Annotated in this window: 19 protein-coding genes and 3 pseudogenes; 10 read left to right on the top strand and 12 right to left on the bottom strand. The window is 59.5% G+C overall.

Annotation, left to right across the window (positions count from 1 at the left end; genetic code table 11):
• The first annotated feature begins 341 nt into the window (after nt 1-341).
• The 3 genes and pseudogenes from EFD55_RS03325 to EFD55_RS33610 form a co-directional block, all read left to right on the top strand.
• Nucleotides 342-1,016 (top strand): XRE family transcriptional regulator, encoded by a 675-nt coding sequence (locus EFD55_RS03325; RefSeq protein ID WP_125842967.1) that lies wholly within the window; start codon nt 342-344, stop codon nt 1,014-1,016.
• Nucleotides 1,017-1,170: 154 nt separating this feature from the next.
• Nucleotides 1,171-2,181 (top strand): Lnb N-terminal periplasmic domain-containing protein, encoded by a 1,011-nt coding sequence (locus EFD55_RS03320; protein ID WP_125843406.1) that lies wholly within the window; start codon nt 1,171-1,173, stop codon nt 2,179-2,181.
• 570 nt (nt 2,182-2,751) lie between these two features.
• Nucleotides 2,752-2,868 (top strand): annotated as a pseudogene (locus EFD55_RS33610) (DUF1515 domain-containing protein); the annotation flags it as partial.
• A 194-nt stretch (nt 2,869-3,062) separates the two neighbouring features.
• Here the strand turns inward: EFD55_RS33610 and EFD55_RS33605 are convergent.
• Together EFD55_RS33605 and EFD55_RS03310 are read right to left on the bottom strand one after the other, a co-directional pair.
• Nucleotides 3,063-3,233, bottom strand: a pseudogene (locus EFD55_RS33605) (HEPN domain-containing protein); the annotation flags it as partial.
• Between the two features lie 38 nt (nt 3,234-3,271).
• Nucleotides 3,272-5,044, bottom strand: coding sequence for a hypothetical protein (locus EFD55_RS03310; RefSeq protein WP_125842965.1), 1,773 nt, complete (start codon nt 5,042-5,044; stop codon nt 3,272-3,274).
• 263 nt (nt 5,045-5,307) lie between these two features.
• On the opposite strand from EFD55_RS03310, the gene EFD55_RS03305 reads away from it, so the two are divergent.
• Both EFD55_RS03305 and EFD55_RS03300 read left to right on the top strand, forming a co-directional pair.
• On the top strand, nt 5,308-5,775 hold the full coding sequence (locus tag EFD55_RS03305; RefSeq protein WP_125842963.1) for a hypothetical protein: 468 nt from the start codon (nt 5,308-5,310) through the stop codon (nt 5,773-5,775).
• Nucleotides 5,776-5,803: 28 nt separating this feature from the next.
• A pseudogene (locus tag EFD55_RS03300) lies at nt 5,804-6,296 on the top strand (CYTH domain-containing protein).
• A 4-nt stretch (nt 6,297-6,300) separates the two neighbouring features.
• Here the strand turns inward: EFD55_RS03300 and EFD55_RS03295 are convergent.
• From EFD55_RS03295 to EFD55_RS03285, 3 genes are read right to left on the bottom strand one after another with little or no spacing between them, the layout of a single operon-like run.
• Nucleotides 6,301-7,239 carry a DUF2950 family protein gene (locus EFD55_RS03295; protein ID WP_125842961.1) on the bottom strand — a complete coding sequence of 313 codons (939 nt, stop codon included), beginning with the start codon at nt 7,237-7,239 and terminating at the stop codon, nt 6,301-6,303.
• Nucleotides 7,240-7,268: 29 nt separating this feature from the next.
• On the bottom strand, nt 7,269-8,648 hold the full coding sequence (locus EFD55_RS03290) for a DUF3300 domain-containing protein (protein ID WP_125842959.1): 1,380 nt from the start codon (nt 8,646-8,648) through the stop codon (nt 7,269-7,271).
• Between the two features lie 42 nt (nt 8,649-8,690).
• Nucleotides 8,691-9,005, bottom strand: coding sequence for a hypothetical protein (locus EFD55_RS03285; protein WP_125842957.1), 315 nt, complete (start codon nt 9,003-9,005; stop codon nt 8,691-8,693).
• Between the two features lie 321 nt (nt 9,006-9,326).
• On the opposite strand from EFD55_RS03285, the gene EFD55_RS03280 reads away from it, so the two are divergent.
• From EFD55_RS03280 to EFD55_RS03260, 5 genes are all read left to right on the top strand, one after another.
• Complete coding sequence (locus EFD55_RS03280) at nt 9,327-9,668, top strand: DUF3302 domain-containing protein (protein WP_125842955.1); 342 nt, start codon at nt 9,327-9,329, stop codon at nt 9,666-9,668.
• Nucleotides 9,668-10,825: an HlyD family secretion protein gene (locus tag EFD55_RS03275; RefSeq protein WP_125842953.1), complete on the top strand. Its 1,158-nt coding sequence runs from the start codon at nt 9,668-9,670 to the stop codon at nt 10,823-10,825. Before EFD55_RS03280 ends, EFD55_RS03275 begins: the two co-directional genes overlap by 1 nt.
• Nucleotides 10,826-10,876: 51 nt before the next feature.
• Nucleotides 10,877-12,568 (top strand): SulP family inorganic anion transporter, encoded by a 1,692-nt coding sequence (locus tag EFD55_RS03270; protein WP_210276053.1) that lies wholly within the window; start codon nt 10,877-10,879, stop codon nt 12,566-12,568.
• 26 nt (nt 12,569-12,594) lie between these two features.
• Nucleotides 12,595-13,437: a polyphosphate kinase 2 gene (ppk2, locus tag EFD55_RS03265; RefSeq protein WP_125842948.1), complete on the top strand. Its 843-nt coding sequence runs from the start codon at nt 12,595-12,597 to the stop codon at nt 13,435-13,437.
• 139 nt (nt 13,438-13,576) lie between these two features.
• Nucleotides 13,577-14,731 (top strand): AI-2E family transporter, encoded by a 1,155-nt coding sequence (locus EFD55_RS03260; RefSeq protein WP_125842946.1) that lies wholly within the window; start codon nt 13,577-13,579, stop codon nt 14,729-14,731.
• Between the two features lie 61 nt (nt 14,732-14,792).
• Here EFD55_RS03260 and EFD55_RS03255 read toward each other — a convergent pair whose 3' ends face one another.
• The 7 genes from EFD55_RS03255 to EFD55_RS03225 all read right to left on the bottom strand — a co-directional run bounded on the left by EFD55_RS03255 (nt 14,793) and on the right by EFD55_RS03225 (nt 23,674).
• On the bottom strand, nt 14,793-15,029 hold the full coding sequence (locus EFD55_RS03255; RefSeq protein ID WP_125842944.1) for a hypothetical protein: 237 nt from the start codon (nt 15,027-15,029) through the stop codon (nt 14,793-14,795).
• A 135-nt stretch (nt 15,030-15,164) separates the two neighbouring features.
• Nucleotides 15,165-15,473 carry a potassium channel family protein gene (locus EFD55_RS03250; RefSeq protein WP_183604828.1) on the bottom strand — a complete coding sequence of 103 codons (309 nt, stop codon included), beginning with the start codon at nt 15,471-15,473 and terminating at the stop codon, nt 15,165-15,167.
• A 53-nt stretch (nt 15,474-15,526) separates the two neighbouring features.
• Nucleotides 15,527-16,621 (bottom strand): calcium/proton exchanger, encoded by a 1,095-nt coding sequence (gene cax, locus EFD55_RS03245; RefSeq protein ID WP_125842940.1) that lies wholly within the window; start codon nt 16,619-16,621, stop codon nt 15,527-15,529.
• Between the two features lie 108 nt (nt 16,622-16,729).
• Nucleotides 16,730-17,656: an amino acid ABC transporter substrate-binding protein gene (locus tag EFD55_RS03240; RefSeq protein WP_125842938.1), complete on the bottom strand. Its 927-nt coding sequence runs from the start codon at nt 17,654-17,656 to the stop codon at nt 16,730-16,732.
• A gap of 18 nt (nt 17,657-17,674) precedes the next feature.
• Entirely contained in the window at nt 17,675-19,033 is a 1,359-nt protein-coding gene (potE, locus tag EFD55_RS03235) for a putrescine-ornithine antiporter (protein ID WP_125842936.1), read from the bottom strand.
• A gap of 19 nt (nt 19,034-19,052) precedes the next feature.
• Nucleotides 19,053-21,416, bottom strand: a complete 2,364-nt coding sequence (gene speC / locus EFD55_RS03230) for an ornithine decarboxylase (protein WP_125842934.1) — start codon at nt 21,414-21,416, stop codon at nt 19,053-19,055.
• Nucleotides 21,413-23,674: an Orn/Lys/Arg family decarboxylase gene (locus tag EFD55_RS03225; RefSeq protein WP_125842932.1), complete on the bottom strand. Its 2,262-nt coding sequence runs from the start codon at nt 23,672-23,674 to the stop codon at nt 21,413-21,415. The genes speC and EFD55_RS03225 overlap by 4 nt, the downstream gene beginning before the upstream one ends.
• Nucleotides 23,675-23,687: the final 13 nt, after the last annotated feature.

The raw sequence follows: 23,687 nt of genomic DNA, 5'->3' as shown, positions 1-23,687 counted from the left end.
CGTATATGAGTTACCGCCATCACAAGCGGATTGCTCCAAACTTCGCATCGCTTGGATAATGCTGGAGCGTCGCAACGGCCCGCCGCTTCGCCTCCCGAACGCGGTCAACGCAATCATCACGGCCTTCGCCCGCTCCATCGCCTCTTCCGACCGTCCCTGCCGGCCACGCTAACAGTTACGGCATCGCCGTCGTCACCGGCGGAGCGATACATAGGCGCGATCGCCAAAGGCCTCGTCCATTTTCCTGAGCTGCGGCAGGCCGAAAGAGGTGATTTACGAACTTAACAAACTTGACGAACTGTCGTATCCTGCCTAGGTTATAGCGCAGGAGGCCGAAGACCATGCCCGCTACGAAAACTCTCGCCAACGAACCCCGAAACGATTCTCCCAACATTGCGCTCTCGATGAAACTGCCACGGAAAGCCGATTTCGAGAAGGCGCTGATCAGACAATACGCCAAGGCGGTTAAGCTGAGCCGAGAAGCCGGCCATCAGGTCAGTTTCCGCGTCGTCGTGGATCCGCTGGTCGGAGCGCAGACGATTTCAGTCGTTGAAGAAGAGCCGCTGCCTCATCAGGATGTGTTTCCGGTAGAAGAGGTGCCAGAGCTGGATGACGAACTCCAGGCAGCGTTGGTCGCCGCACGGGAACGTGGCAGGCGTCGCGCGGCGGAAATTCTCGCGGAGGACGATATGCTCAGCGCGGAAGCGTTCGCGGACCTGCTCGGCGTTTCGCGCGTCACCGTCAACACAAAGCGCCAGAACGGGCAGGTTCTCGGTCTCGACGGCGCCAAACGAGGCTTCCGTTTTCCGTTATGGCAACTCGATCGGGACGGTCGGCCCTATCCTGCGCTTCCGAAATTGCATGAGGTTCTGGGCGGTGCATGGGCGGTTTACCGGTTCCTTGTCACGCCGCACGGGGCTTTGGATGGCCGGACGGGTATCGACGCGATGAAACGCGGTCAGGACGACGAAGTAGTTGCAGCGGCTGAGAGTGTCGCCCGCGGTGATTTTCGCTGAATGACCGCAGTCAAGCCACCCGCAGGTTTCGAGAATTCCCCGCTCGATATCGAGACCATTCCTGCCGGCCGTCTAGGTTCTGGGCTTCGAGTCCGGAAACCGATAGGGTCCATGATCAGGACGGATGCTTCAAACTCGTTTGGAAAAGCAAAAAATGGTTCGACCGGTCCGTGCGATCATCATTGCAGCGCTGGTGTTGCTTGTCGCCTTTGCATCGGCCTGGTCGTCGCTCGCGCTTTGGTACCGCTTGCCGTTGCCCGAGGTTGGCAGGCACGCCAGCGCCATCTTGTTCGGGCTTTTTGGCGCCTGGGTCATCGTGGCTCTCCTTGACAGAAGGCGCTTTCGTGCAGTCCTCGCGTTTGCGGCCGCGTTCGTCCTTGTCCTCGTCTGGTGGAGTACGATCGAACCGCCGGCAAATGGCGCGTGGGCTCCGGACGTCGCTCGTCAGGTCACCGGCGAATTCGACGGTGAGCTGTTGACGCTGACAAATGTCCGCGATTTCCAGTGGCGCAGCACCACCGACTTTACGGAACGATGGACGACACGCAGTTACGACCTGAACAAGCTGAAGAGCGTCGACATGTTCATGTCGTATTGGTCAGGTCCGACCATCGCGCATGTCATCATGAGCTTCGGCTTCGACGACGGCCGCTATCTGGCGTGGTCCATCGAAGTGCGTCGCCTTTCCGGAGGTTCGTTCTCACCGCTGGCAGACCTCTTCAAAAGCAGTCCCCTGGTCATCCTTGCCGCAGACGAAAGGGATGTGATCGGTCTCCGCTCCAATTTTCGTGGTGAGGACGTCCAGATCTATCGCCTGAGGGCGTCGCCGGGGGCTGCGAGGCTTCTTCTGCGCGAATACGTTTCCGACGCAAACACCCTCGCGGCCACGCCCGCCTTCTACAATTCGCTGACGACCAACTGCACGACGACCATCGTCAAGATGATGCGCGTCGCAGGCGACGCCGTACCGACGGACTGGCGCCTTATCGTGAACGGATACCTGCCGGAATACGCCTATGACCGGGGCGCGCTGGATACCTCGGTTCCCCTGTCCCAATTGCGGTCCGCCGCACACATCGCTGCAAGGGCGCACGACGACGGTGTTTCGCCGAATTTCTCGCGGGCCATTCGCGTCGGTGTTCCGTCACCGCAGGGCGCGTTGTGAATCTCGCCGAAGCATTTGAGCGTGATCGGCGGTTCGCATCCTTCAATACCCCTAAGTCAACGAGGCAGCTTTCAGTCCGAGGCGCGCAATGTGGCCGCCGGTCGGGTCGTGAGCGCCAAGCGCATGTCTTTCCAAGCAGAAAAATCCACGCGATGCGACGGTCTTGTCGTGACAACGCGGCACAAGGCGGTGCTATCGCCTAATGTTGTCTCATCCCGCCAAGTCGAACTAACGCATACCCCGCGCCGCCCATTTGAATCAGAAGGTCTGCTCTCATTTCCCTGTCGGTGACGACCTTGATTTTGGTCCATTTGTCTATCGTTGTATCGAACGGGACAGGCAAGCCTTCTCTCAGCAAGAGGGTAAGCTCAGGTGCTCTTTCCGACTTGTAGATGCAAATCCTCATCGTACGGCGCCCCAACTGCACAGATTTGTGACAGTTATATTGCAGTGCGTTATCAACTATTGCAATGCCGCAAGACACTTCTCTCTGCAAATATGTCGAGGTATGTTTCCGCTGCGAGGAAAACCACCAGGCAGTGAAGCAGCGCTTGGGGCCACAGGAAGGCGCCGGGCTGCGGCATCTCAGGTCTCATAGCCTTCGCCGGCCTCACTATTGGCGAGGTTGTCGCCTATGCCAGCGATGGCGCTGTGGCTTGGGTGAGGCATTGGCTGAAAATTAACTGACCGATTGCATACTTCCCGAGCGCTCAAAAAAGGCCCCGCCGAAACGGGGCAAGTTCTTTGGTAAAGACGGATCGCACAGGAGGAACACCCGTGCTTTCCTGCCTATCTAACGGATAAGGGATCGGCTAGGTTCCCGGTAATGAAGCCGGGATACCGTATGACGCATCAGTTCGATCTGTTAGCGTTTTGAGTTAGGCGCGTTCTCTGTGCTGGTTGCGAGGAAAGGCCTCGATCAGCCGTCGGTCATGCTCCTCGGCGAGCGAGCTTAGGAACATGATGTTGTGGGAGGGCGGGCCGTGATTGGTGAGTGTAAGGAGGATACAAGAATAGGCCTGCTCGATCGATTGATGCAGGCTGAAAGCGGACAAGTTTCCCCAAACGACACCTCCTTCGGACCTTTGCCCTATTGCACAGAAAGGCCAGCGGCTTCTATTCCCGAAAGAAAACGCTTTTGATCTTCGGTCCGAGCCAGCCGCCTGGCAACCTCCTGCCTGATGTTTGGCATCAATGCGGGTGCCTCGCGCCTGATCCAATCAAGCTGTTCCGCTGCTTCCTGCTTTTTTCCAAGCGTGCCGAGAATGGAGAGCAATACGAGACGATGCATCGGATTGTAATTGAGATCCGACATGCGCGACCACAGTTCCGCAGCCTGCGTATCACCCCGCATGAAGGCGCAGAGCGCCATTCCGACCTCGTAATATCCGCGTGGTCCGGCATTCTTGCCGACTGCCTCTGAAATCAGTGTGCAGCCTTGATCCCATTTCCCCGACATTGACAGGCGCAGGCCGTATTCACCCGCCACCTCGGTATCGTTGGGATTGCTGGCATAGGCGGCGGCGCCGGCACTGAGGGCCCCGGCTGGATCATTGTCGAAAAAGTTTGCAAGCATCAGTGCCTGAAGCGCGCGTGCATTCCTCGGGTCGAGTCGCACGGCTTGCTCGGCAAGTTCCTTCGCCAGGCTGAGCGTGGCGGCCGTCGATTTCGAGTGAAGTTGGTATGAAAAGCGGAACTCGTCGAGATGGATCAACGAAAGAAGGGCCACGATATTGGAATCGGCCGGCATTTTTTTCACGGCCTGCTGCAGGCAGGATTTTGCCACCTCGTGAGCCTGCATGGTCATTTCGCTGCGGTAGCTGTAGTAGGACAGAACGCATGAAAGAGCGTCCGCGCTTCCGGCGATGGCCGCGGTATCGGTCTGGAACATCACGCCGAATGGACGCGCGACCGCCGTCGCGATATCCCCGGCAAGGCTTGCTTGCGTTTTCGGGATGCCTTGCACCTTCATGTCAGCATCATAATCGCTTGCCCAGATGACGGCGGCATCCGCCCGCCGCACGAGTCTGGCTGTCGAGCGCAGCTTGCTGCCTTCGATCCGCACACTTCCCTGGAGGGCGTAGAGCGGCCGTGACGAGGCTTCGCCGTATTTATTCCGCGGCATGTCGGTGACGACAACGATATCATTGAAGCGCACCAGCTTCTCGATGATGTCGTCGGTCATGCCGCGAGAGATGTCGGAGGCAAGGCTCCCGTCAGAGACGCTTTCAAAACGCTCGACGATAATGGTGGGGCGATTATCGGCTCCTGATGTCGTTTCGCGTTCCGCGCTCGGCAATCCGACCTGCCGAAGGAGAGCCGCTGCCGAGGCCAGGACAATCACCGCGCCCGCTGCAAGAAGCCAATATCTGCCGGGCCAGAAGCGCCGGTCCGCCTGTTCCCGGCCGATCGTATCCGCGGCCGTAGTGATCTGGCCGTTATCGTCGCCTGACGAGCCGGGCCGATCGGACTTCTCAAGCGCCGATCTATCAGTGGGTTCAGCACCGCTGACGACATCGAAGACCGGCGCGTAGCCGCCCTTGGGGATGGTGATGATGATCCGGTCCGCATCGCCGGCGGTCAGGTAGTAGTGTTCCAGTTCCCGTCTCAGCCGACCAGCTTCGATGCGAACGCAGGGATCCTGCTGGGCATCGAAGTTCGCGTCTCTGCCAAAAACGGCCTGTGCGATGGTAAAGGCCTTCAGGTAGTCGCGACGGCCCTCAAGCGTTTCCGTGACCACGAATTCAAGGAACCTCCTTGCCCGTTCGGGAAGGCGGAACTCCCGGCTGGAAAGAATGCGCTCGAGTTGCTGCTGCACCTCCTCCTGTGAGGTGGTGACCCTGTTTATGCCTGCACTCGTCATCGGTCCCCCCAGACTCCGATTGCGAACAACCAGCAGCACGCAGCCCTAGAGAATAGTCCCCGTCCAGCGTGACGGCAATGCCGCCCAGCCGAATAACCTAACCAATACTGAACGAAGCCCGTGAATAGCCAAATGATGGACGTAAGTCACAGTTTACGAAATGCACGCGTAGGATACCGTATTCTACCAGCGTCGACATGTATTTTACTGCCTTAGCCTCCAAGCGCGCTCTATCATCGCCGTGTATTCTGGAGGAGCCTGCGATGACATCACCTGAGACCTCTACACCCCAACCCATGACAAGCGCAGAGGAACTGCGCAAACGCGCTCTGGAGCTTCAGCTTCTCGAGATGGAGCGCAGCGAAAAGATCAAGGCGCGTGAAGCAAAGAAACACGCCGAGTTTGTCGAGGATTTCTTTCGCAAGCAGATTGGCGAAACAGAACGCGCCGTCATCAAGCGGCTGGTCATGAAAGCAGCCGCAGACGGCAAATACGAGGCGCTGATCTACAGCTTTCCGTCGACGTTCTGCACGGACAGCGGCCGGGCCATCAACAACAATCTGTCCGGATGGCAGAAGACGCTGCAGGGAAAGGCAAAGGAACTCCTCGAGCTCTTCGAGGAAGTTGCCAAACCGCAGGGTTATGGGCTGAAGGCCATGATCATCAACTTCCCGGACGGCATGCCCGGAGACGTCGGTTTCTTCCTCACTTGGGAGCCGCCTGTCGAGTGACCGGCAGCAGCATGTAGAGGCGATCAACTTGAAAGCGATCGAGATCGAGCGCAAGTTCCTCGTGCGTAACGAGAGTTGCCGGCGCTTCGCATGTCCTGCAGCAGGCTTATCTGTCTCGCGATGAGAACTCCGTACGCGTTCGCCTGATTGACGGCCGTTCTGCTTGCCTGACGATCAAATTCCGCACAGTGGGGCTCGCCAAGGACGAATATGAATACGAGATTCCTGTCGAGGAGGCACGGGATCTGCTTCTCCATGCGACCGGCCATGTCATTGAAAAAACCCGCTACCGGGTACTGCACGAGGGCAGAAAATGGGATGTAGACGTCTTTGCCGGAGCCTATGAAGGATTGACGCTCGCGGACATTGAAATAGCGAGCGAATATGACCTGCCGCCCCTACCGCAATGGCTAGGGCGGGAAGTCACGGGCAACAAACGCTATTCCAATCGCGCCATGGCGGTTGCATCATGCAGCCGCCCCTGGGTACATGCGGCGGCCGACGACGGCGCTACGCTGTAAGACCCTATTCGCTTACAATAGTCCAATTGGCGTCCGGATTGAATTCCTTGATTGCGGCGGCGCGCTGTTCCGTTTGTGGCCCCAAATCGCGTTGATAGATCGCGCTCATCCCGTTGACGACAAAGGTCTGCACGCCGGTTACCCGATATTTGACCGGCCAGGCGATGAGCGCAAAGCCACCGGTCATATAACCATTGATGACGTAGCTCTGTTTGCCGCCCAGCACGTTGTCGCCCTGGGCGGTCAAAATGCGATAGCGGTATCCGAAATAACCTTCCCCGCGTTTGGCGGCGCCGAAGGCGGCCGTCTCGACCAGCGCGCTTGCCGGGCTTTCCTCCGCATAGACGTTCTGGTCCCAATAGAGGCCGTCCAGCTTGCCCGGACTGCTGATCAACTTTTTGGCGAACTCATAAATACCGTCACCATCGCGATCTTCGGACGCATATTGATACTGCGCTGCCACATATTCATGCATCGTGTCGATCGTCGCGAGTTCGTTTTCGCCGATGCGCCGATTGATGATCTCCTGGAGGCCGCGCTGCGTGTCGAAGGACCACTTCCCGTCCTTGTCCTTAGTCAGCGGAAACGGCAGAGGCCAGAGGCGATTGCCGATCACGACGATCTTGGCACCTTCGACGTCTTTCAAGGTCAGTTGTCGCTCGGCGCCTTCCCGGATCAATCCATAAGCGATCATAGCCTCGTTGCTCGAGCGCAGCCTGTCTGCGTTCAGGCCGAGCAGATCCCCAAGATCCCCGATATTGTTGGAACCGAGCACCGACTTCAGCCGGTCGAGTGCAAGAGACGGGCTGTCGAATTTCGGTGCGGGCGTTGCCGCCTTGTATTCGGCGAGATCCGTCTGCACCTGCGAAAGCGCCGGCGTCGTCGGCATCGTGCAAAGCGCTGCTGCAAGCATGAGCGGGACTACCATCGATTGATGTCTCATGATGTAACTCCATGGGCTCGTAAGGGGTGTCATCGCCGCCCGCCGCCGCCACGGCCGCCACCGCCACCGCGGCCGCCGCCACCACCGCGGGACGGCATCGGGCGCGAGTGATGCTGGGGACGGGCCGCCGGGCGGGCGCCCATGCTTTGCGCGCCTCGTTTCGAGGCGACGTTCTGCTGGCGGCCGGACTGCACATTGCCAAGTGCGCTCGACTGGCGTCCGCGATTGTCTGGCCGGGCGGCCATTTGCGGTTTGCTGGGTTTGTTGACGGATCTCTGTGCGGGGCGATTAGCCGAATTTTGAGGACGGGTTTCTGGCCGGGATAAGTTCTGACGATTGGCGGCCGTCGGCCTGTTCGCCTGCGGTTTGGCCTTCAGCCCTTGCGCCGTGTTTTTTCGGATATCGTCCGCACGAGCGGCCGTCCCGCGATTGCCCGGCCTTTGACCCGCCTGGATATCTGCGGCCTTGTTGCGCAGTTGATTGCGATTGTCGGCCTGAAGCCCCGATTTGATCGCCGACCGGTCCAGCTTGGCAAGCTGGTCCTTGCCGATGCTCAGCTTACTGCGGTCGACATTCGCCCAGTCGACGTCGTTCCACTTCATTTTTCCGTTGAAGTTACGATTATTCAGGCAATTGTTGCAATCGATGTCGATATCGCCGCCGCCCCAGCGACCGCCCCATACGCCCCAGTCGTCCCAATTGACGACGGCGGCCCAGGCAAGCCCGGTGACCGCGCCGGCAAAGAACGTGGCGCCCGGATAGTAGTAGCTGTCGTAAGAATCGGGATAATAGGAAATCGGCGCCGCGGCATAGTCTGGTTCATAAAGCATTTCCGGCGGATATTGCGGGATATAGATCTTCTCGGGGTTGGTCGGCCGGATAATGACGTTGTCGTTTTCGGTGACGACCGTCACCTTGTCGTCCGTCTTGATGATGTTCTTTGCCACCGCCTCGTCACGAAGCTGCTGGATGGCAATCAGCACGTCCTTCTGCTGATTGGCGAGTGCATCGGCGAGTGATTGAGTCCAATCGAGATCCTCGCTCATCATCTTGACGATGTCAGGGTAGTTGAGCAGCGAAACGACGCTGCCGTCCCAATCGCTTTTGGGCTTGAGATCGGCATTTTTCTTTTTCGCTTCCAGGAAGCGCTGCGCTTCGATGATTTGCACGGGAAAGAGGGAGGCGGCCGAAATCGCCGCGACCAGTTCGTCCGGATAAAGCGCGATCCGCGCCACCAGCACCTCGAGTTCATCCTCCGAAAGAAGGGCAGCCGCAGGCTGTTCTGGGCTCGGCTGGGTGGGCGCCGCAGCCGGCGCAGGGGCCTGTGCTCGTATGGGAAAGGCTGGCTGCAGCGCAATGATCGCCAGAGCGGACAACCCACCAAGCAGTTTGCGGGAAATTGCTTTCATCGCACATGGACCTCCCTAGAATCAGTTGAATGACGGATGCGTTCACGGAGATTTCGGGCCGATGGCGGGTGACCGCCGGAGCATTACAATTTTAGATTGTGAAATCGCCTCCCTCATCTCTTTCAACAAGGCATCGACCAGGCCTGCATATTCGAGCCGCCGCGCTTCTCTCAACGTGTCGGGCAACTGTTCGACATGCGCCAAAGCCTGCGCCGCGGCAGCGAGATCCTCGCACATGCTGTGAAAAGCCTCATCGACGTAGAAAAGCCGCTGCACCAGCCTCGCCTGGTCGGGAAAATAATCCTCTGCCGTTTCAAGAGCGGACAAATATGTCGAACTACTTTCTCCCGACGCCATCTCCGCCCCCGCCGACGAAACTGCACTAAGCAGTGCGGAAACTATATAACAGGCGGACCGTCTGGAGACGTAAAATACGCGATCCTACGGTGCTCGGCCTCTGAAGACGCATCCCATGCGCGATACGAGACGGCAAACGGGATTCGCCTCGCCGATCTCGCTCGTTTCCTTCCACGCCGACAAATCCCCCGGGCGGATCGTCCGCGAACGCCCCGATAGAGATTACGCGATGCTACGGGCCTTTGCACCGAAACGGGCCTACTATTCCACCTTCGCTTTGCGATCGACGGCTCGGGTAAGCCAAGCCGGAAGGGAGGGGTCGTGTTTCTCGACTATTTTGCCTTGGGGGTATTGGCCTTTGTCGTGGTCACCCTTTTCTATGCCGTGATTGCCATTCACGACATTCCGCATCTGATCGCCAAGGCGCGCAATCACCCCCATCAGGATGCCATCCATGTCGCTGGATGGGTCAGCCTCTTCACGCTTCATGCGATCTGGCCGTTCCTATTCATCTGGGCGACGCTTTACCGTGAAGACCGCGGCTGGGGTATCCGTCAAGACGGAAAACTATCGGCGGAAGCCGAAGCGAATGCGGAAATTGCTCGTCTCCATGCCCGGATCGCCGAGCTTGAGGCGCAAACGCCGGAGAAGGAGACCGCCTGATGGATCTGCTCCTCGTACTGACCTATGCCGCGATCTGCTGGACGATCTTCAAAGTGTTCAGGATTCCGGTGAACCAGTGGACGCTCGCGACGGCCGTCCTCGGCGGGATCTTCCTCATCTCCACCCTGCTGCTTTTGATGAGCTACAATCATCCGTATTCGAGCGACGGGCGCATTTATTTCACTTCGGCTCCCGTTATTCCCGTCGTCGGAGGACAGGTCGTCGAGGTGCCGGTGACACCGAATGCGCCCCTGAAGAAGGGCGACATCCTCTTTCGCATCGATCCCCGGCCCTATCAGTTCACGGTTGATCAGAAGAAAGCCGCGCTCGCCGAAGCCGAGCAGTCGGTTCTGCAATTGAAAGCGGCCTTGGATGCAGCCAATGCGGCGGTCACGGGCGCCGAAGCCTCAAGGGACAGGTCCCAGCAGGCCTTCGAGAAATTCCAGCAATCGAACGAAAATGCAAAGTCGAGCGGCAAGGGTGCCGTCTTTTCCGAACTCGAGGTGGAAAACCGGCGCGGCATCTATCTGACGTCGGAAGCTACGGTCGACACCGCCCGCGCACAAGCCGCGCAGGCAAGGCTCGCCTACGAGTCTGACATCAACGGAACGAACCCGACGGTTGCAAGGCTGCAGGCGGAGCTGAACAATGCCGAATACGAGCTTGATCAGACGGTGGTGCGGGCGCCGTCTGACGGCTACGTCACGCAGGTCTTCCTCCGCCCTGGAATGATGGCCAATCCCCTTCCGCTGCGGCCGGTCATGGTCTTCATCGACAGTCAGGACCGGATGCTGGGGGCAGCCTTCATCCAGAATTCGCTGCAGCGCGTCCACGTCGGCGACGAGGCGGAGGTCGCCTTCAAAGCCGTGCCCGGCAAGATATTTAAGGCGCGGGTGCAAGAGGTCATCGATGTGATGGCCCAGGGCCAGCTGCAGCCGAGCGGCGCGCTGATCGACCCGCAATCGCCCGAGCGCCTATCGCCCGGACAAACGCTGGCTCGGATCGAGCTGCTCGAAAACACCGATGATTATCAACTGCCGGGCGGCGTGGTCGCGGAGGTCGCAGTCTACACCCATCATTGGCACCATGTCGCCGTCCTGCGCAAGGTGCTGCTGCGCATGAGCAGCTGGATGAACTACGTGTTCCTCGAACATTGATGCGCGCCAGCGGCAAAGGATAAGGAGCCAGCGGTGATAGGGAGTCTTCCGATGTTGCGGGGCTTGGCCGGCTTCAACAAAGACTGGCTCCGCAGTGACATTCCGGCCGGACTGTCGATCGCCGCAGTCGGCTTGCCGAGCGCCATCGCCTATCCCGCCATCGCCGGCCTGCCGCCGGAGACCGGCATCTATGCCAGCATCATTGCCCCGATCGCCTATGCGATCTTTGGTCCTTCCCGGCTTTTGGTCGTCGGGCCAGACGCCGCGACCATGACCGTCCTGGCGGCCGCCATGGGTGCCATCATCGCGGCCGAACCCACGACGGCAGGTACCGACAGGGTCGCTATCGCGTCGGCCCTTGCGCTTGGCGTCGGTGTCTTTTGCATTGCGGCGAAATTGCTGAGGCTCGGCGTTCTCGCGAGCTTTCTGTCCCGTCCCATTCTGGTGGGTTTCTTCGCTGGCGTATCGCTCTCGATCCTTGTTGGACAAATCGGTCGCTTCACCGGAGTGAAGATCGAATCGGAAGGACTGATCCCGCCGCTCGTCGAAATGCTCGCCAAGAGTAGCCTGATCCACTGGCCTTCGCTCGTTCTCGGCCTCTTCATGTTCGCCCTGTTATGGATCGTCCGAGCCTTCCGGTTCAGAGTTCCGGGCCCTGTCCTGGTGGTTGTCCTCTCGGTCGTCCTTTCGGCGATCTTCGACTTCCAAGGCCGGGGCATTGCAGTTGTCGGCGATATCCCAAGCGGACTGCCGCGCCTATCCCTGCCTGCATTGCATCAGATGCCTCTCGACAAGATCGTACTCGGTTCGGCCGCGATCTTTCTCGTCAGCTTTGGCGCCGGCATCGTCGCGGCAAGAAGCTTCGGGTCACGAACCGGAGAGGAGGTCGACGCCAATCAGGAATTGATCGGACTTGGTGCGGCCAATATCGCGCCCGGCCTGTTCGGCTCGTTTCCCGTCAGCGTCTCGGATTCTCGAACCGCGATAAATCTGTCGACGGGCGGCGTCTCTCAGGTCGCAGGGCTAGTGTCGGCCGCGACGCTGATCGCAGCGCTCGTTTTCCTTCACAGTGCGCTGCGGATACTCCCCATTCCCGCGCTCGCCGCAATCCTCGCAACGGCGGCGATCAGCCTCATCGATATTCACGAATTGAAAAAAATCTGGCGCATCAGCCGCATGGAATTCATTTTTGCGCTGATCGCCATGTGGGGCGCAATCAGCTTCGGTGTTCTCAACGGCGTCATCGTCGCGGTTGCGGCAACGCTCGTCTATCTCTTGCGTCAGACGATGTTTCCCCGCGACGGTCTTCTTGGCCGTATCGATGGGCGGCACGGCTTTTTCGATCTCGCCCGTTTTCCGGAAGCTCACCCCATCGAGGGGGCCGCCGTCTTCGCCATCCAAGGCAGCATTCTGTTTTACAACGCCGATTACGTGCGCATGCGGTTGACATCGGTAGCGAAGGGACTTCCTGCCGAAACCAGATGCCTCGTACTCGATGCCAGCGCCGTCACGCATATCGACAGCACCGGCGCAGCCGCGCTCGATGCCGTGGCCGAGATCCTGGCGAAGCGAAATATCGTCTTTGCAATGACCGACCTCAGCGAACAAAGCCGCGGCATCCTCGAGCGCGCGGGGGTCGTCGAAGCGATCGGCGCCCACAATCTTTTCAACGGCAGGGAAGAGGCGTTGCAAGCGCTGATCGGACGTGTCGGCGAGGCCGGCAGCACCGCCTCGGCAGGCTAGGATATGTTCGCGCAAGGGAGAGAGAAATGGACGAGAATTACGAGCCCGCAAAGACGGATGGAGAGGCAGGCCGCGTCGGAAAGGATAAGAAGAAAAAGAAATCATGGGATTATGACAAGGAGATCGAGCGCCTGCAGGTCGAGTTGGCTCATTTGCAAGCCTGGATCAAGAAATCCGGTGCGAGAGTCGTCATCGTCTTCGAGGGGCGGGATGCCGCCGGCAAAGGCGGCATGATCAAGCGTATAACGGAAAAGGTCAGTCCACGGGTCTTTCGCGTCGTGGCATTGCCGGCGCCCACCGACCGCGAGAAATCTCAGATCTACATGCAGCGTTATATCGCTCATATGCCGGCCGCTGGCGAAATCGTCATATTCGACCGTAGTTGGTACAACCGCGCCGGCGTCGATCGTGTCATGGGATTCTGCAGCGAAAAGAAGGCGCAGCGCTTTCTTGAATTGGCGCCCCGCTTCGAGGCTGCGATCGTCGAAAGCGGCGTCGTTCTGCTGAAATACTTCCTGACGGTCAGCGAGGAAGAGCAGGAACGCCGTTTCAGGCGCCGGATCGACGACCCGACGCGACAGTGGAAACTCAGCCCTATGGATGTTGAATCCTATCAGCGCTGGTGGGACTACACGCGTGTCTATGACGAGATGCTGCGGATGACCGACAGCAACCATGCGCCGTGGTGGGTTGTGCCCTCGGACGACAAGAAGCGTGCCCGGGTCAATTGCATCTCGCACATCCTGCAATCAATCCCTTATGAGCGTGTGAAGTTTGAAGCACCCGATCTCGGCAAACGTCAGAAGCGGCCGGCGGATTTCATGGAGGACCGTAGCATCCGCCATGTTGTGCCGGATACGACGTCATAAGACGACCTCAGCCTGGAGCAATTCCAGGCAAAGCGCGAAGCGCTTTTGCCGGGAATTGCGTCAGAACAAAAGGTTAGAGCGGTTCTGCGTTTCCGCGAAAAGCTGAACCGCTCTAGAACATGGCGGACGGGACGCAACGATGGAGAATACAGGCGATACGGCGGCGCAGGGAGCCGGGTCAGGGCAGATTTCGATAGAGGCGAGAATAAGCGACCTTGTCCGATTGGGCATTGTCGGGCTTTTTGCCTACTGGACCGTCGTTCTGATTGCTCCCTTTGCGCTGATCGTCATCTGGTCGGCCATCCTTGCGGTCGCCCTTTTCCCGATATTCGAGGCGCTTTCCAGGCTGATCGGGAACAGGCCCGTCATCGCGGCCGCAATTATCGTCGTCTTTTGTCTCGTCCTGATCATTGCGCCCCTGGCCCTCGTTGCGGTGAATTTTGCCGACACCGCGCAGGTGTTGATCGACAAGTTACGGACGGGGAACTTCACGCTCCCTTCAGCGCCGGCCGCCATTCGCGAATGGCCTGTCGTCGGCGAGCGGATCCACGACGCGTGGAATAAGATTGCAGGCGATCTGGCCGCTACCATCGTCAAGTTTCAGGCGCCCATTCGTGAAGTGACGGGCGTTATCGTCACGAAGCTTGCCTTGATCGGCGGCGGCGTTTTGAGCTTTGTCGTTTCGATCATTCTTTCGGGCGTATTGCTCACGCGGTCAGCACGCCTGGCTGCAACCATACAGGTGCTGGCAAGCCGGATCGCCGGTGAAAAGGGCGTCGGCTTTGCCCGGCTGGCGGGAGCTACGGTGCGCAATGTATCGCGGGGCGTCATTGGCGTTGCCTTCCTGCAAGCGCTGTTATGCGGGCTGTGTTTTACCCTTTTTGGTGTTCCGGCGGGCGGGCCTTTGACCTTTCTTGTGTTCGCCCTGTGCCTGATGCAGCTCGGGCCTGCGCTTATTCTTTTGCCGGTCATCGTTTGGGCGTGGTTCTCCTGGCCGACATGGATCGCCTTGGCTTTCACCGTCGTGGCGATCCCCATCATGATCGTCGATAACATACTGAAACCGATCTTGATGGCGCGCGGCCTCTCCACTCCAATGCCGGTGATACTGATCGGCGTCATCGGCGGCACCTTGTCACAAGGCCTGCTGGGGCTGTTTTTGGGGCCGGTCGTTCTCGGCGTCTTCTACGAACTGCTGAAAGCCTGGGCCTGGCCTTCGGGTTCGACTGGATCGGAAAATAGCCGCCCCGCGAGATTCGATGCTCAATCGGAACGCATCGAACACCCGCAATGACGGCCCCGTCGAGGCAGGCGAGATCCCCTCTGGGATAGATCGCCAGCGGCGCTGGCGGGACTCACCGGTTCTTGCAGTAGACGACGACCTCCTGCTCTATTTCGTGGCAGAGCTGTTCATATTCGATGATCAGCTTCTCGTCCCTCGGGCTCCTACTTCGGAACCGCTCCAGTGCATCGACGGCAAGATCGTAGGATTCAAACATCTCCGCGAGCGCTTCACTGGTCAAGCTCTCCAGAAGATGCCGGATATCGGGGAGTCGCAACATTAGTTTTCTGCGGCCACGTTCTTTGCTCATGGATCAGCTCCGCATTCAACACACCCCTGCAATGGATTACGAAGTCACCAAGATATCGGATCGTTCCCCGAGATCACAAATAAAATGTACGAATTTGGAAACGAGAGCCACGTGGCGCCGGCAATCTGGCGAGGTCTAGCTGTCGTCTCGGTCCGTCACGCTCAGGGCCTTTACTGTGACGGCTGCAATGACGCCGGTCAGCACGATCCCTGCAAAACCGATGACCAAAGCCAGTATTCGGGCCGAAACATGTTTGGGCGTGAAGTCGCCGTAGCCGATGGTCAGTCCCGTCACGAAGGTAAAATAAAGCGCTTCATCGATCCGCCAATTCTCGATCCGCCAAATTGCAAGTCCGGATGCGACCATGATCGACACGATGCCGGAAAGGATCGGCCAGATGACACGAAGCTGCTCTGCGAGTGCAATGAAGAACAGCCTTCTCATCTGCCGGGTATGATGTCCGCCGCCCAATCGCGCCCGTCTGGGAACGCGGGACCTCATCGTACTGCCGGCGGCAGGACGTACAGTGTTATGGCGAAAATCATATACACCATCAGCACGAGCACGCCGACAAACCATGCGGATCGCCCGCTGTTGGTGACGAACATCGCAGTCACCGTCGCAAGAAACATCATCGTCACGGCACCTGGCCAGAATTGCAGATCCATCGGTGACGGACCGATGAAATAACTCATCAAGACCAGAACGGGCGCAACGAACAAGGCAATCTGGGAAGCGCTCCCGAGCGCGATGCCCACGCTCAGATCCAGCCGGTTCTTGCGCGCGCCTGAAAACGCCGAGGCCATTTCGGCTGCGCCGCCGACCAATGCGACGACGATGAAACCGACAAAGGCGGGGGTCATTCCGAAGGCTTCGGCCGCTTCCTGCACGGACTCGACGAAAATCTCGCTCACCAGGGCCACGAGTACGGTGACGCCGGCAAGTGTGCAAAGAGCAAGACCAATCGGCCACGGCGCTTCGCCGGCCTCGGCATGTTCCGTTGAAGAAAAAAATTCCCGATGCGTCCGAAGCGTGAACAACAGCCCAAGCCCGTACCCGACGATCAGCAAGGCAGCGAGGCTGAGACTGAGCGTTTGAGTGACTGGCGCGACCGATGCCGTGTCCAATTCGCCAAGCGCCGAAGGCATCAGCAGCGCGACTGTGGCCAGGAAAAGCAGGCCGGATTGAATACGCGCACTGGCCCGGTTGAACTCCTGAATGTGGTATTTGAGCCCGCCGAGCAGAAACGAAGCACCCAGCATGAACAGCGTGTTGGTAACGATCGCTCCGGCGATGGATGCCTTCACCAGCGTATATTCGCCGGCCTGCAGGGCAGCCAGCGCGATAACCAGTTCGGTAAGATTGCCAAGGGTCGCATTCAACAGCCCACCCGCGGCGTCACCCGTCTTGGCGGCAACGGATTCGGTCGCATGACTGAGCAGGCCGGCCAACGGGACGATGGCCAGCACCGACAGGACGAAAAGCGCCGTATGGGCCTCGGGGAAGAGCGCCGCAGCTGCGAACACCATCGGCACGGCGGCCAGCAGCCAGAGCATGGGGCTATCGCGAATCTCTTTAAAAAGGAGGCTCAACTTTCACTCCCGTCTGATCACCTGGATGGCGATGATCTGTTGCCGCTCTCTCCTGGCCGACGCCGATGATCCCTGTCTTGCTCGGTCTTTTCTACTCTGCTCGTGGCCTCATTCCGGAAGGGCCGTCTGCCGGAAGAAGGTCACGACTGCGTCGTCAGGTTGCCCAAACCATGTTGTAAAAAACGCCCGGAAATTCTGTGCTGCATAGGTCTGGCTCAGTGCGCGATCGACAGCGAGGCGAAAATCCTCGTCCCCGCGCGCCAGCTCGAGGCCGAGCGGCTCGTAGGTGAAATGACGCTCGAGGATGATGAGATTGCCGGAGCTGTCGCTGCGAGCGGCGGCATCCATCAGAAGTGGCATGTCGCCGAAGAGCACCGCCGAACGGCCGTCCAGGACACGTTCGATCCCCTGTTGATAGTTGCTCACGGGCGTCGCTGTTGCCGCGAGCTGAAAGGTCTTGATCCTGTCGGACAGCCAGCCTTCGCTTGTCGTTCCGGCTATCGAGGAGAATGTCTTGTGCTCAAGGATCGTGCGGGCCGGCGCGCCGCGCCAGACGGGCCGGCTCGATGGCTCGCCATATTGCAGAACCTCGCGCAGCGCCAGCGGAGCACTCGCATTGAGCAGCGCCCCGGTGCCGCTCGGGAAGATCGGCAGCGAGAATGAGACCTGCTGCCTGCGACTGAGCGTCACCGGCTCTGCCCCGCAGACAAGGTCCACCGTGCCGTCCTGTATGGCACGCAGCTTGGCGTCGCCTGAAAGGGAAACCCATTCCACGTCGAGCTTCGACAGGTTCAGCTGCGCCCTCAGGCTGTCGGCGATCCGGTCGCAGAGGGCAACCGCATAACCGTCGGGTCTGCCCTGCTGGGCATCGAATGAAAAAGGCCTCGCGTCGGGGTCGTAGCCGAATTTCAGCGCGGTGGTCGTCCTGACGCGCTCGAGCGTCTGTGCATGCGCGGGCGGTGCGACGGCCGAGGCGGCCATCACGGCGAGGACAGAGGCGGCAATCGCCCCCCAGCGATCATTTCTCCCTGACATGTTTGGGTCCTCCCTGTGCTATTCGGCCGGCGCCTGGTTCACGCCGCTGGCGAAACGCGGGGCGATAAGTCCGTAAATGATGAAACCGATCCCTGTGACGATCATGCCGCCGAGTACCGCATCCTTGCCGGAGGCATAGATGGCGAAAACGCTGTAAGCCATGCCGACCAGGGCGATGACGGCGTTCAGCCTGTATTTCGCCTGGGGCACACCGGCAGCCTTCATCATGACGAACAGCGCTGAAAGCGCGATGATATAAGGCAGCACATTCGTCACGACGGCGAGATTGACGAGAGCGGAGAACTGCTCGCTGAGCGTCGGTGAGATGGTCATCAGGGCGAGACAGGTCTGCACGATGCCGAGAATGATCATGCCGCTGACAGGTGCACCCATCTCGTTAACCCGTGAAAATATCGATGGAAACATCCTCTCTTCCGCAGCAGTCTTGGCCGTCTGGGCGATCGTGAACTGCCAGCCCAGCAAAGAGCCGAGGCAGGCAAGCACCGCCAGCGCCATGACGATCGAACCGATCGTCGAATTGAACATCGTGGCATAGGCCAGTGCGAACGGCCCTGTGGAGGTGGCGAGATCGGCATTTGGCACGATGCCCTGGATGACCGTCGTCGACAGAATATAGATGACGGCGGCGCCCAGCGTGCCGAACATGCAGGCGAGCGGTACGTCACGCTTGGGATTCTCGACGGCATCGGAATTCTGCGCGGCGGACTCCATGCCGAGGAAGGCCCAAAGCGTCAGCGAAATGCTCGATCCCATGCCTTGCGCAAGCGTCAGGCCTTTCGGATTCCAGGCAGCGCCGAATGTGCTTGAACTGAACCAGAGCCAGCCGATGATCGACAGCAGCCCGACCGGAAGGATGACGCCCCAGACCGTAATCGAGCCGATACGCCCGGTAATGCGCGGCCCGCCGAAATTGGCAGCCGTGGTCAGCCATAGGAGGATGATCAGCGCCACGCATGTCATGATGGGCGTGGACGTCAGTATAGGAAAAAATCCGGCCAGATAGCCTACGGCCGAGATGCCGATCGCGACATTGCCGACGGCAAGTGAAAGAAAATACAGGAAGAACACCATGAAGTAGCCGTCTTTCCCGTGGGCATCCTCCGCATAGGCGGACATGCCGCCGGGACGCTGGTTGAACAGCCCGGCCTGGGCGAAGCCATAAGCGATCGCCATCGAACCGATAGCGGTCACGAGCCAGGAAAGCAGCGAGATCGCGCCGACCTGGGCCATGTTGGCGGGCAGCATGATAATGCCCGACCCCATCATGTTGACGGCAACGATGAAGGTGAGCTGCATCAGGTTCATCTTTTTCTTGGTCGTGGCCTCGGCCGCGAGATGCATTGTGTTGTCGGTCATGACGAAACCCTCCCTGCGTCTACTCGCGCACGACATATGTGTGGAATTTGATCCGCCCGCCGATCCTTTCCTGGAACACGCCCTGGACTTCGTAATTGAACCCCGGAAATCGGTTGAAAGACTCTTCGAAAGCCAGGAAATAGTCCCGCATCGGGCGCGCCCTGTCGTCCCAGCGCTCGCCGGGAACGATCACGCCGATCCCTGGCGGATAGATCAGCGCCAGCGTTGCCGAAATGCGGCCGGCAGCCTGCGTCAGCGGCACATAGTCGACATCGTTGGCGACCAGCGCTTCATAGGCCTGCTTGGGAGCGATAGCCGGTTCCGGAAAACTTTCGGAGCGGAAGCAGAGACGCTGCAGCTCTTTGACGCCCGCCTCGCGATAGAAGGAATGCATCTCGCGGCAGACCTGGCGGACCGTATAGCCGGCATAGCGCTCTCGATTGGCCGCAAAGACGGTCGGCAGCACCTCCTGCAGCGGTGCGTCGCGATCCCAGAGATTCTTGAACTTGACCAGCTTGGCGACGAGCGTGTTCAGCTTGCTCTCGTCCTCCGCCGGTGTCAGCAGGAAGAGAAGACTGTTGAGATCGCATTTTTCCGGCACGACCCGCTGTTCGCGCAGATAGTTGGCGACCACAGTCGCCGGAATGCCGAACTCGCGATATTCGCCGGTCTTGCGGTCGATGCCGGGTGTCAGCAGCGTAAGCTTGTTGGGATCGACCATCGTATATTCAGGCGCATATCCGGCAAAGCCGTGCCACTTTGCCTGCGGATCGAACCGCCAGCATTGCTGCTCGCGCTTGAGCACGTCCGTGGACACATCCTCCCACCGCACGGCTTCAAGGTCGTTGGTATGTTTTGAGCCCGAAATGGTGACCTTGTCCGGCACGAAAGGATCGAAGAACCATTTCTCTTCTGCGCCTGCGGCCTTGGTTTCGTAGTGCTCAACGAAACCGCGCAGCTTCTTGCGAACTTCGATCCCAAGCTCGATGCAGCGGTCCCAGAGCATCTCACCCGCCTGGCCCTCGTGCACCTTGGCGTTGACGTCAAGCGAGGCGAAGAGCGGATAGAAGGGAGAGGTCGAAACATGCATCAGCAGCGATTCATTGAAGCGCTTGTGTTCGACGAACCGGCGCTGGCCCTTGATATGTTCGTCGCGTTTGTGGATCTGCGAAGCCTGGGAGAAACCGGCGCCCTGCTTGTGCACGGACTGCGTTGAGAACAGTCCCGGCATATCCGCCCGCAGGTCTTTCAGCCGCATTGGGCTGTGGCCCTGGAAGAGCGGATGGAAGGCGTTGTAGCCGATCCAGGCCTCGTCCCAGAGCACATAGTCGCAGAGATGGCCGATCTTCTCCATCACCTGTCGCACATTGTAGATCGTGCCGTCATAGGTCGCGAGCTGGATGCAGGCCAGGCGGAAAGGCCTTTCAGCGCTCGCGCGGCTCTTATCGGTGATGAGCGGATGTTCCTCTATCTTTTGCCGCAACCAAGCCTCGTCCCAGGCTGCCCAGTCGACAGCCCCGATCATGCCGAAGGAATTGCGGGCCGTCGGCAGATAGATTGGGATGGCGCCAGCCTGCACGAGCGCGCCCTGATGCAGGGATTTGTGATTGTTGCGATCGAAAAGCACGAGATCGCCGCTTCGCAGCACCGCATTGGCGACCACCTTGTTGGAGGTGCTCGTGCCGTTGAGAATGAAATAGGTGCGATCCGCACCGAAGATGCGCGCCGCCTGCTTCTGTGCCTCGACGGCAGGGCCTTCATGGATGAGGAGGTCGCCGAGATCGACATCGGCATTGCAGAGATCGTTGCGGAAAATGCTCTCTCCGAAATATTTGAAGAAGAGCTGGCCGGCCGGCGACTTCCGATAGAACTGGCCGCCCTGATGCCCCGGGCAATCGAAGGCGATATTCGCCTCGCCGTCATAGGCCATCATGCCGCCGAAGAAGGGTGGCAGCAAAGACTTGCCGTAATTGATCGCACTGGACACGATCTGCTTGGCATAGAAGGTCGGCGTCTGCTGGCCGAGATAGACGAAGCCATCCACCTCGCCGGCCATCTCGACGACATCCATATCCGCAATCGTCAGCGTATCCGCCATTGCCCAAATTGGCGTGCGAAAACCGATATCTCTCACGGATCGAAGGAAGCTGCGCGCCGCCGGCAGCTTGCCGCCCTCGACCGATCCGATGTAGGCGCCGACGTCAGCATCCTCAGATGCATCAGCGGAATAGTCGTTGCGTAGTTCTACATGGAAACCCTGGGCGGTAATCTGTGCCACCAGTTCCTGGGCCTGAGAATTATCACGGTCGATGACGGCCACGATCTTCAGCATCTTGTGAAACGGTATGGCGACCGTCGGAGATTTTACATCGCGCGGGATCATTCCTGCTCCTCCCCTGCAATGCAATCGACAAGATAGCGGCGACCGCCGTCACCGGGCGCGAAGCGAAGGCCGTGGATGTCGGTCTCGAAACCGGGGAACTTCCGGTCGAAATCACGGGCGTACAGCAGATAGTCCTGAATGGACTTCGTCGACTGGGTAATCCGCTCGCCCGGCATGATCAGCGGAATTCCCGGCGGATAGGGTACGATCATCACGGCAAGGATGCGGTCCATGAGATTGTCGATCTCGACACTCTCGATCCGGCCCTTGACCAGCCTGTCGTAGGCATCTGCCGGACGCAGCGCCATTTCGGGTAAGACCGTGTACATCTCGCGCTGTGCCTTCGGCACATCGTCCTTGCGATAGATCGAATGAATCTGTTCGCAGAGATCTTTCAGCCCCATGCCGGCATAGGCTTCCGGATGTCCAGCGGCGAGCGCCGGCAGCGCTCGGGTCAAAGGCGCATTGGCGTCATAGAGATCTTTGAAGTTGAGGAGTTCGGTGACGAGCGTGCTCCATTTGCCGCGGGTAATGCCCATCGAGAAAAGCACCAGAAAGGAATAGAGGCCGGTCTTTTCAATCTCGATGCGTCGCGACGACAGGAACTTGGTAATGACGGCGGCCGGTATGCCATGCTCGTCCATGACGCCGCTTGCCGAGAGGCCCGGCGACAGGATGGTGACCTTGATCGGGTCGACCATGACGTGGTTTTCGGCAAGGGCGGTAAATCCATGCCAGGCATCATCAGGCTTCAGAACCCAGTCGGCATGGGTATCGCTCGGCGTCTGCTCGGCAACCGCCGGCTCCCAGACATCGAACCACCAGCTGCCATCCGTCTGTTGCCTCATCGTGTTCATCGCCCGGCGGAAGCTGATCGCCTCGTCGATCGTCTCCTGCACCAACGCGCGCCCGGCAGGCTGCTCCATCATTGCGGCTGCGACATCGCAGGAGGCAATGATGCCGTATTGCGGCGAGGTCGAGGTGTGCATCATGAAGGCTTCGTTGAAGCGGGTGACGTCGAGACGCTTGTTCTTGGCATGCTGGATATGGATCATCGAGGCCTGCGAAAGAGCGGCGAGCAGCTTGTGCGTCGAGTGCGTGGCAAAGGTGATGGCGTTCTGCGATCGGGTGGGCAGGTTCGACGAGATGCCGTGGAAGCCATCGTAGAATTCATGGAAATTGGCATATGCGTACCAGGCCTCGTCGAAATGCAGCACCTCGACTGCGTCGCCGAGCGATGCCTTGATCGCATCGACATTGTAGCAGAGGCCGTCATAGGTCGAATTGGTGATGACCATCAGCCGGACCTTGCCGCTCGTCTGCCCGGCAAAGGGGCTCGCGGAAATCTTCTGCGCGATTGCCTCGGGCGTGAACTGGTCCTTCGAGATCGGGCCAATGATGCCGAGCCCGTTGCGCGACGGCGTGAGATAGATGGGTGTTGCGCCCGTCATGATCAGCGAGTGCAGGATGGACTTGTGGCAGTTGCGGTCGCACAGCACCAGATCGCCGCGCCCGACCATGCCATGCCATACGATCTTGTTTGCCGTCGACGTGCCGCCGACCACAAACAGGGTCTCGTCCGTGCCAAAGATGCGTGCGGCATTGCGCTCGCCCTCGGCGATCGGCCCGACATGATCCAGCAGCGAACCGACGCTGCCGACCGATACGGAGATATCGGATCGCAGCGTGTTTTCACCGAAGAAAGTATAGAAGAGCTGGCCGACGGGGCTCTTGCGGAAAGCGACACCGCCGCCGTGGCCGGGCGTATGCCAGGAATAGGCGCCCTCGAGCGTGTAGTCCATCAGCGCCTTGAACATCGGCGGCGGCAGCTGGTCGAGATAGTTGCGGGCAGCCTGCGCTATGGCGCGCGCCATGAATTCCGCCGTATCCTCGAACAGCCGAAAGAAGGCGTTGGCGTGGCGCAGCACCCCGGCGGGGACGTCTTCCGCGGTCGTATCATCGCCAAAGAGGAAAATCGGCAGGCGGTCGTTCCTCTGCCGCTTTGCGGCCAGCACCTCTCCCAATAGCTGCCAGCGCGTGGTCTTGTCCTCGGTCCCGTCGACGGAAACCAGCCAGCAGGATTCGGTGTTGAAGATATGCACGAGGCGCCGCGCATCCTCGTAGGAAACGCCGGAGACGATCCGGAAGCCTTCCTTTTCGATTGCGGCCGCCAGATCGCGCATGCCGCGTCCGGCAGCGCTCTTGCCATCAAAGTCCTCGTCGATAACGGCTATCGGAAATGCCTTCTGGAATTCCATGCGTTCCTCCGGA

Source organism: Rhizobium pisi (genome assembly GCF_003938655.1).
Taxonomy (GTDB): Bacteria; Pseudomonadota; Alphaproteobacteria; order Rhizobiales; family Rhizobiaceae; genus Rhizobium; species Rhizobium pisi.
Note: the sequence above shows the minus strand (reverse complement) of the source record. Positions and strands in the feature narration are given on the sequence as shown.

Coding starts and splice junctions, on each gene's coding strand:
- EFD55_RS03225 (WP_125842932.1), bottom strand. CDS start 23,674: ATGGAATTCCAGAAGGCATTTCCGATAGCCGTTATCGACGAGGACTTT.
- EFD55_RS03270 (WP_210276053.1), top strand. CDS start 10,877: ATGTTGCGGGGCTTGGCCGGCTTCAACAAAGACTGGCTCCGCAGTGAC.
- EFD55_RS03255 (WP_125842944.1), bottom strand. CDS start 15,029: ATGAGCAAAGAACGTGGCCGCAGAAAACTAATGTTGCGACTCCCCGAT.
- EFD55_RS03240 (WP_125842938.1), bottom strand. CDS start 17,656: ATGTCAGGGAGAAATGATCGCTGGGGGGCGATTGCCGCCTCTGTCCTC.
- EFD55_RS03310 (WP_125842965.1), bottom strand. CDS start 5,044: ATGACGAGTGCAGGCATAAACAGGGTCACCACCTCACAGGAGGAGGTG.
- EFD55_RS03320 (WP_125843406.1), top strand. CDS start 1,171: ATGGTTCGACCGGTCCGTGCGATCATCATTGCAGCGCTGGTGTTGCTT.
- speC (WP_125842934.1), bottom strand. CDS start 21,416: ATGATCCCGCGCGATGTAAAATCTCCGACGGTCGCCATACCGTTTCAC.
- EFD55_RS03285 (WP_125842957.1), bottom strand. CDS start 9,005: ATGGCGTCGGGAGAAAGTAGTTCGACATATTTGTCCGCTCTTGAAACG.
- ppk2 (WP_125842948.1), top strand. CDS start 12,595: ATGGACGAGAATTACGAGCCCGCAAAGACGGATGGAGAGGCAGGCCGC.
- EFD55_RS03275 (WP_125842953.1), top strand. CDS start 9,668: ATGGATCTGCTCCTCGTACTGACCTATGCCGCGATCTGCTGGACGATC.
- EFD55_RS03295 (WP_125842961.1), bottom strand. CDS start 7,239: ATGAGACATCAATCGATGGTAGTCCCGCTCATGCTTGCAGCAGCGCTT.
- EFD55_RS03290 (WP_125842959.1), bottom strand. CDS start 8,648: ATGAAAGCAATTTCCCGCAAACTGCTTGGTGGGTTGTCCGCTCTGGCG.
- potE (WP_125842936.1), bottom strand. CDS start 19,033: ATGACCGACAACACAATGCATCTCGCGGCCGAGGCCACGACCAAGAAA.
- EFD55_RS03305 (WP_125842963.1), top strand. CDS start 5,308: ATGACATCACCTGAGACCTCTACACCCCAACCCATGACAAGCGCAGAG.
- EFD55_RS03250 (WP_183604828.1), bottom strand. CDS start 15,473: ATGAGAAGGCTGTTCTTCATTGCACTCGCAGAGCAGCTTCGTGTCATC.
- EFD55_RS03260 (WP_125842946.1), top strand. CDS start 13,577: ATGGAGAATACAGGCGATACGGCGGCGCAGGGAGCCGGGTCAGGGCAG.
- EFD55_RS03325 (WP_125842967.1), top strand. CDS start 342: ATGCCCGCTACGAAAACTCTCGCCAACGAACCCCGAAACGATTCTCCC.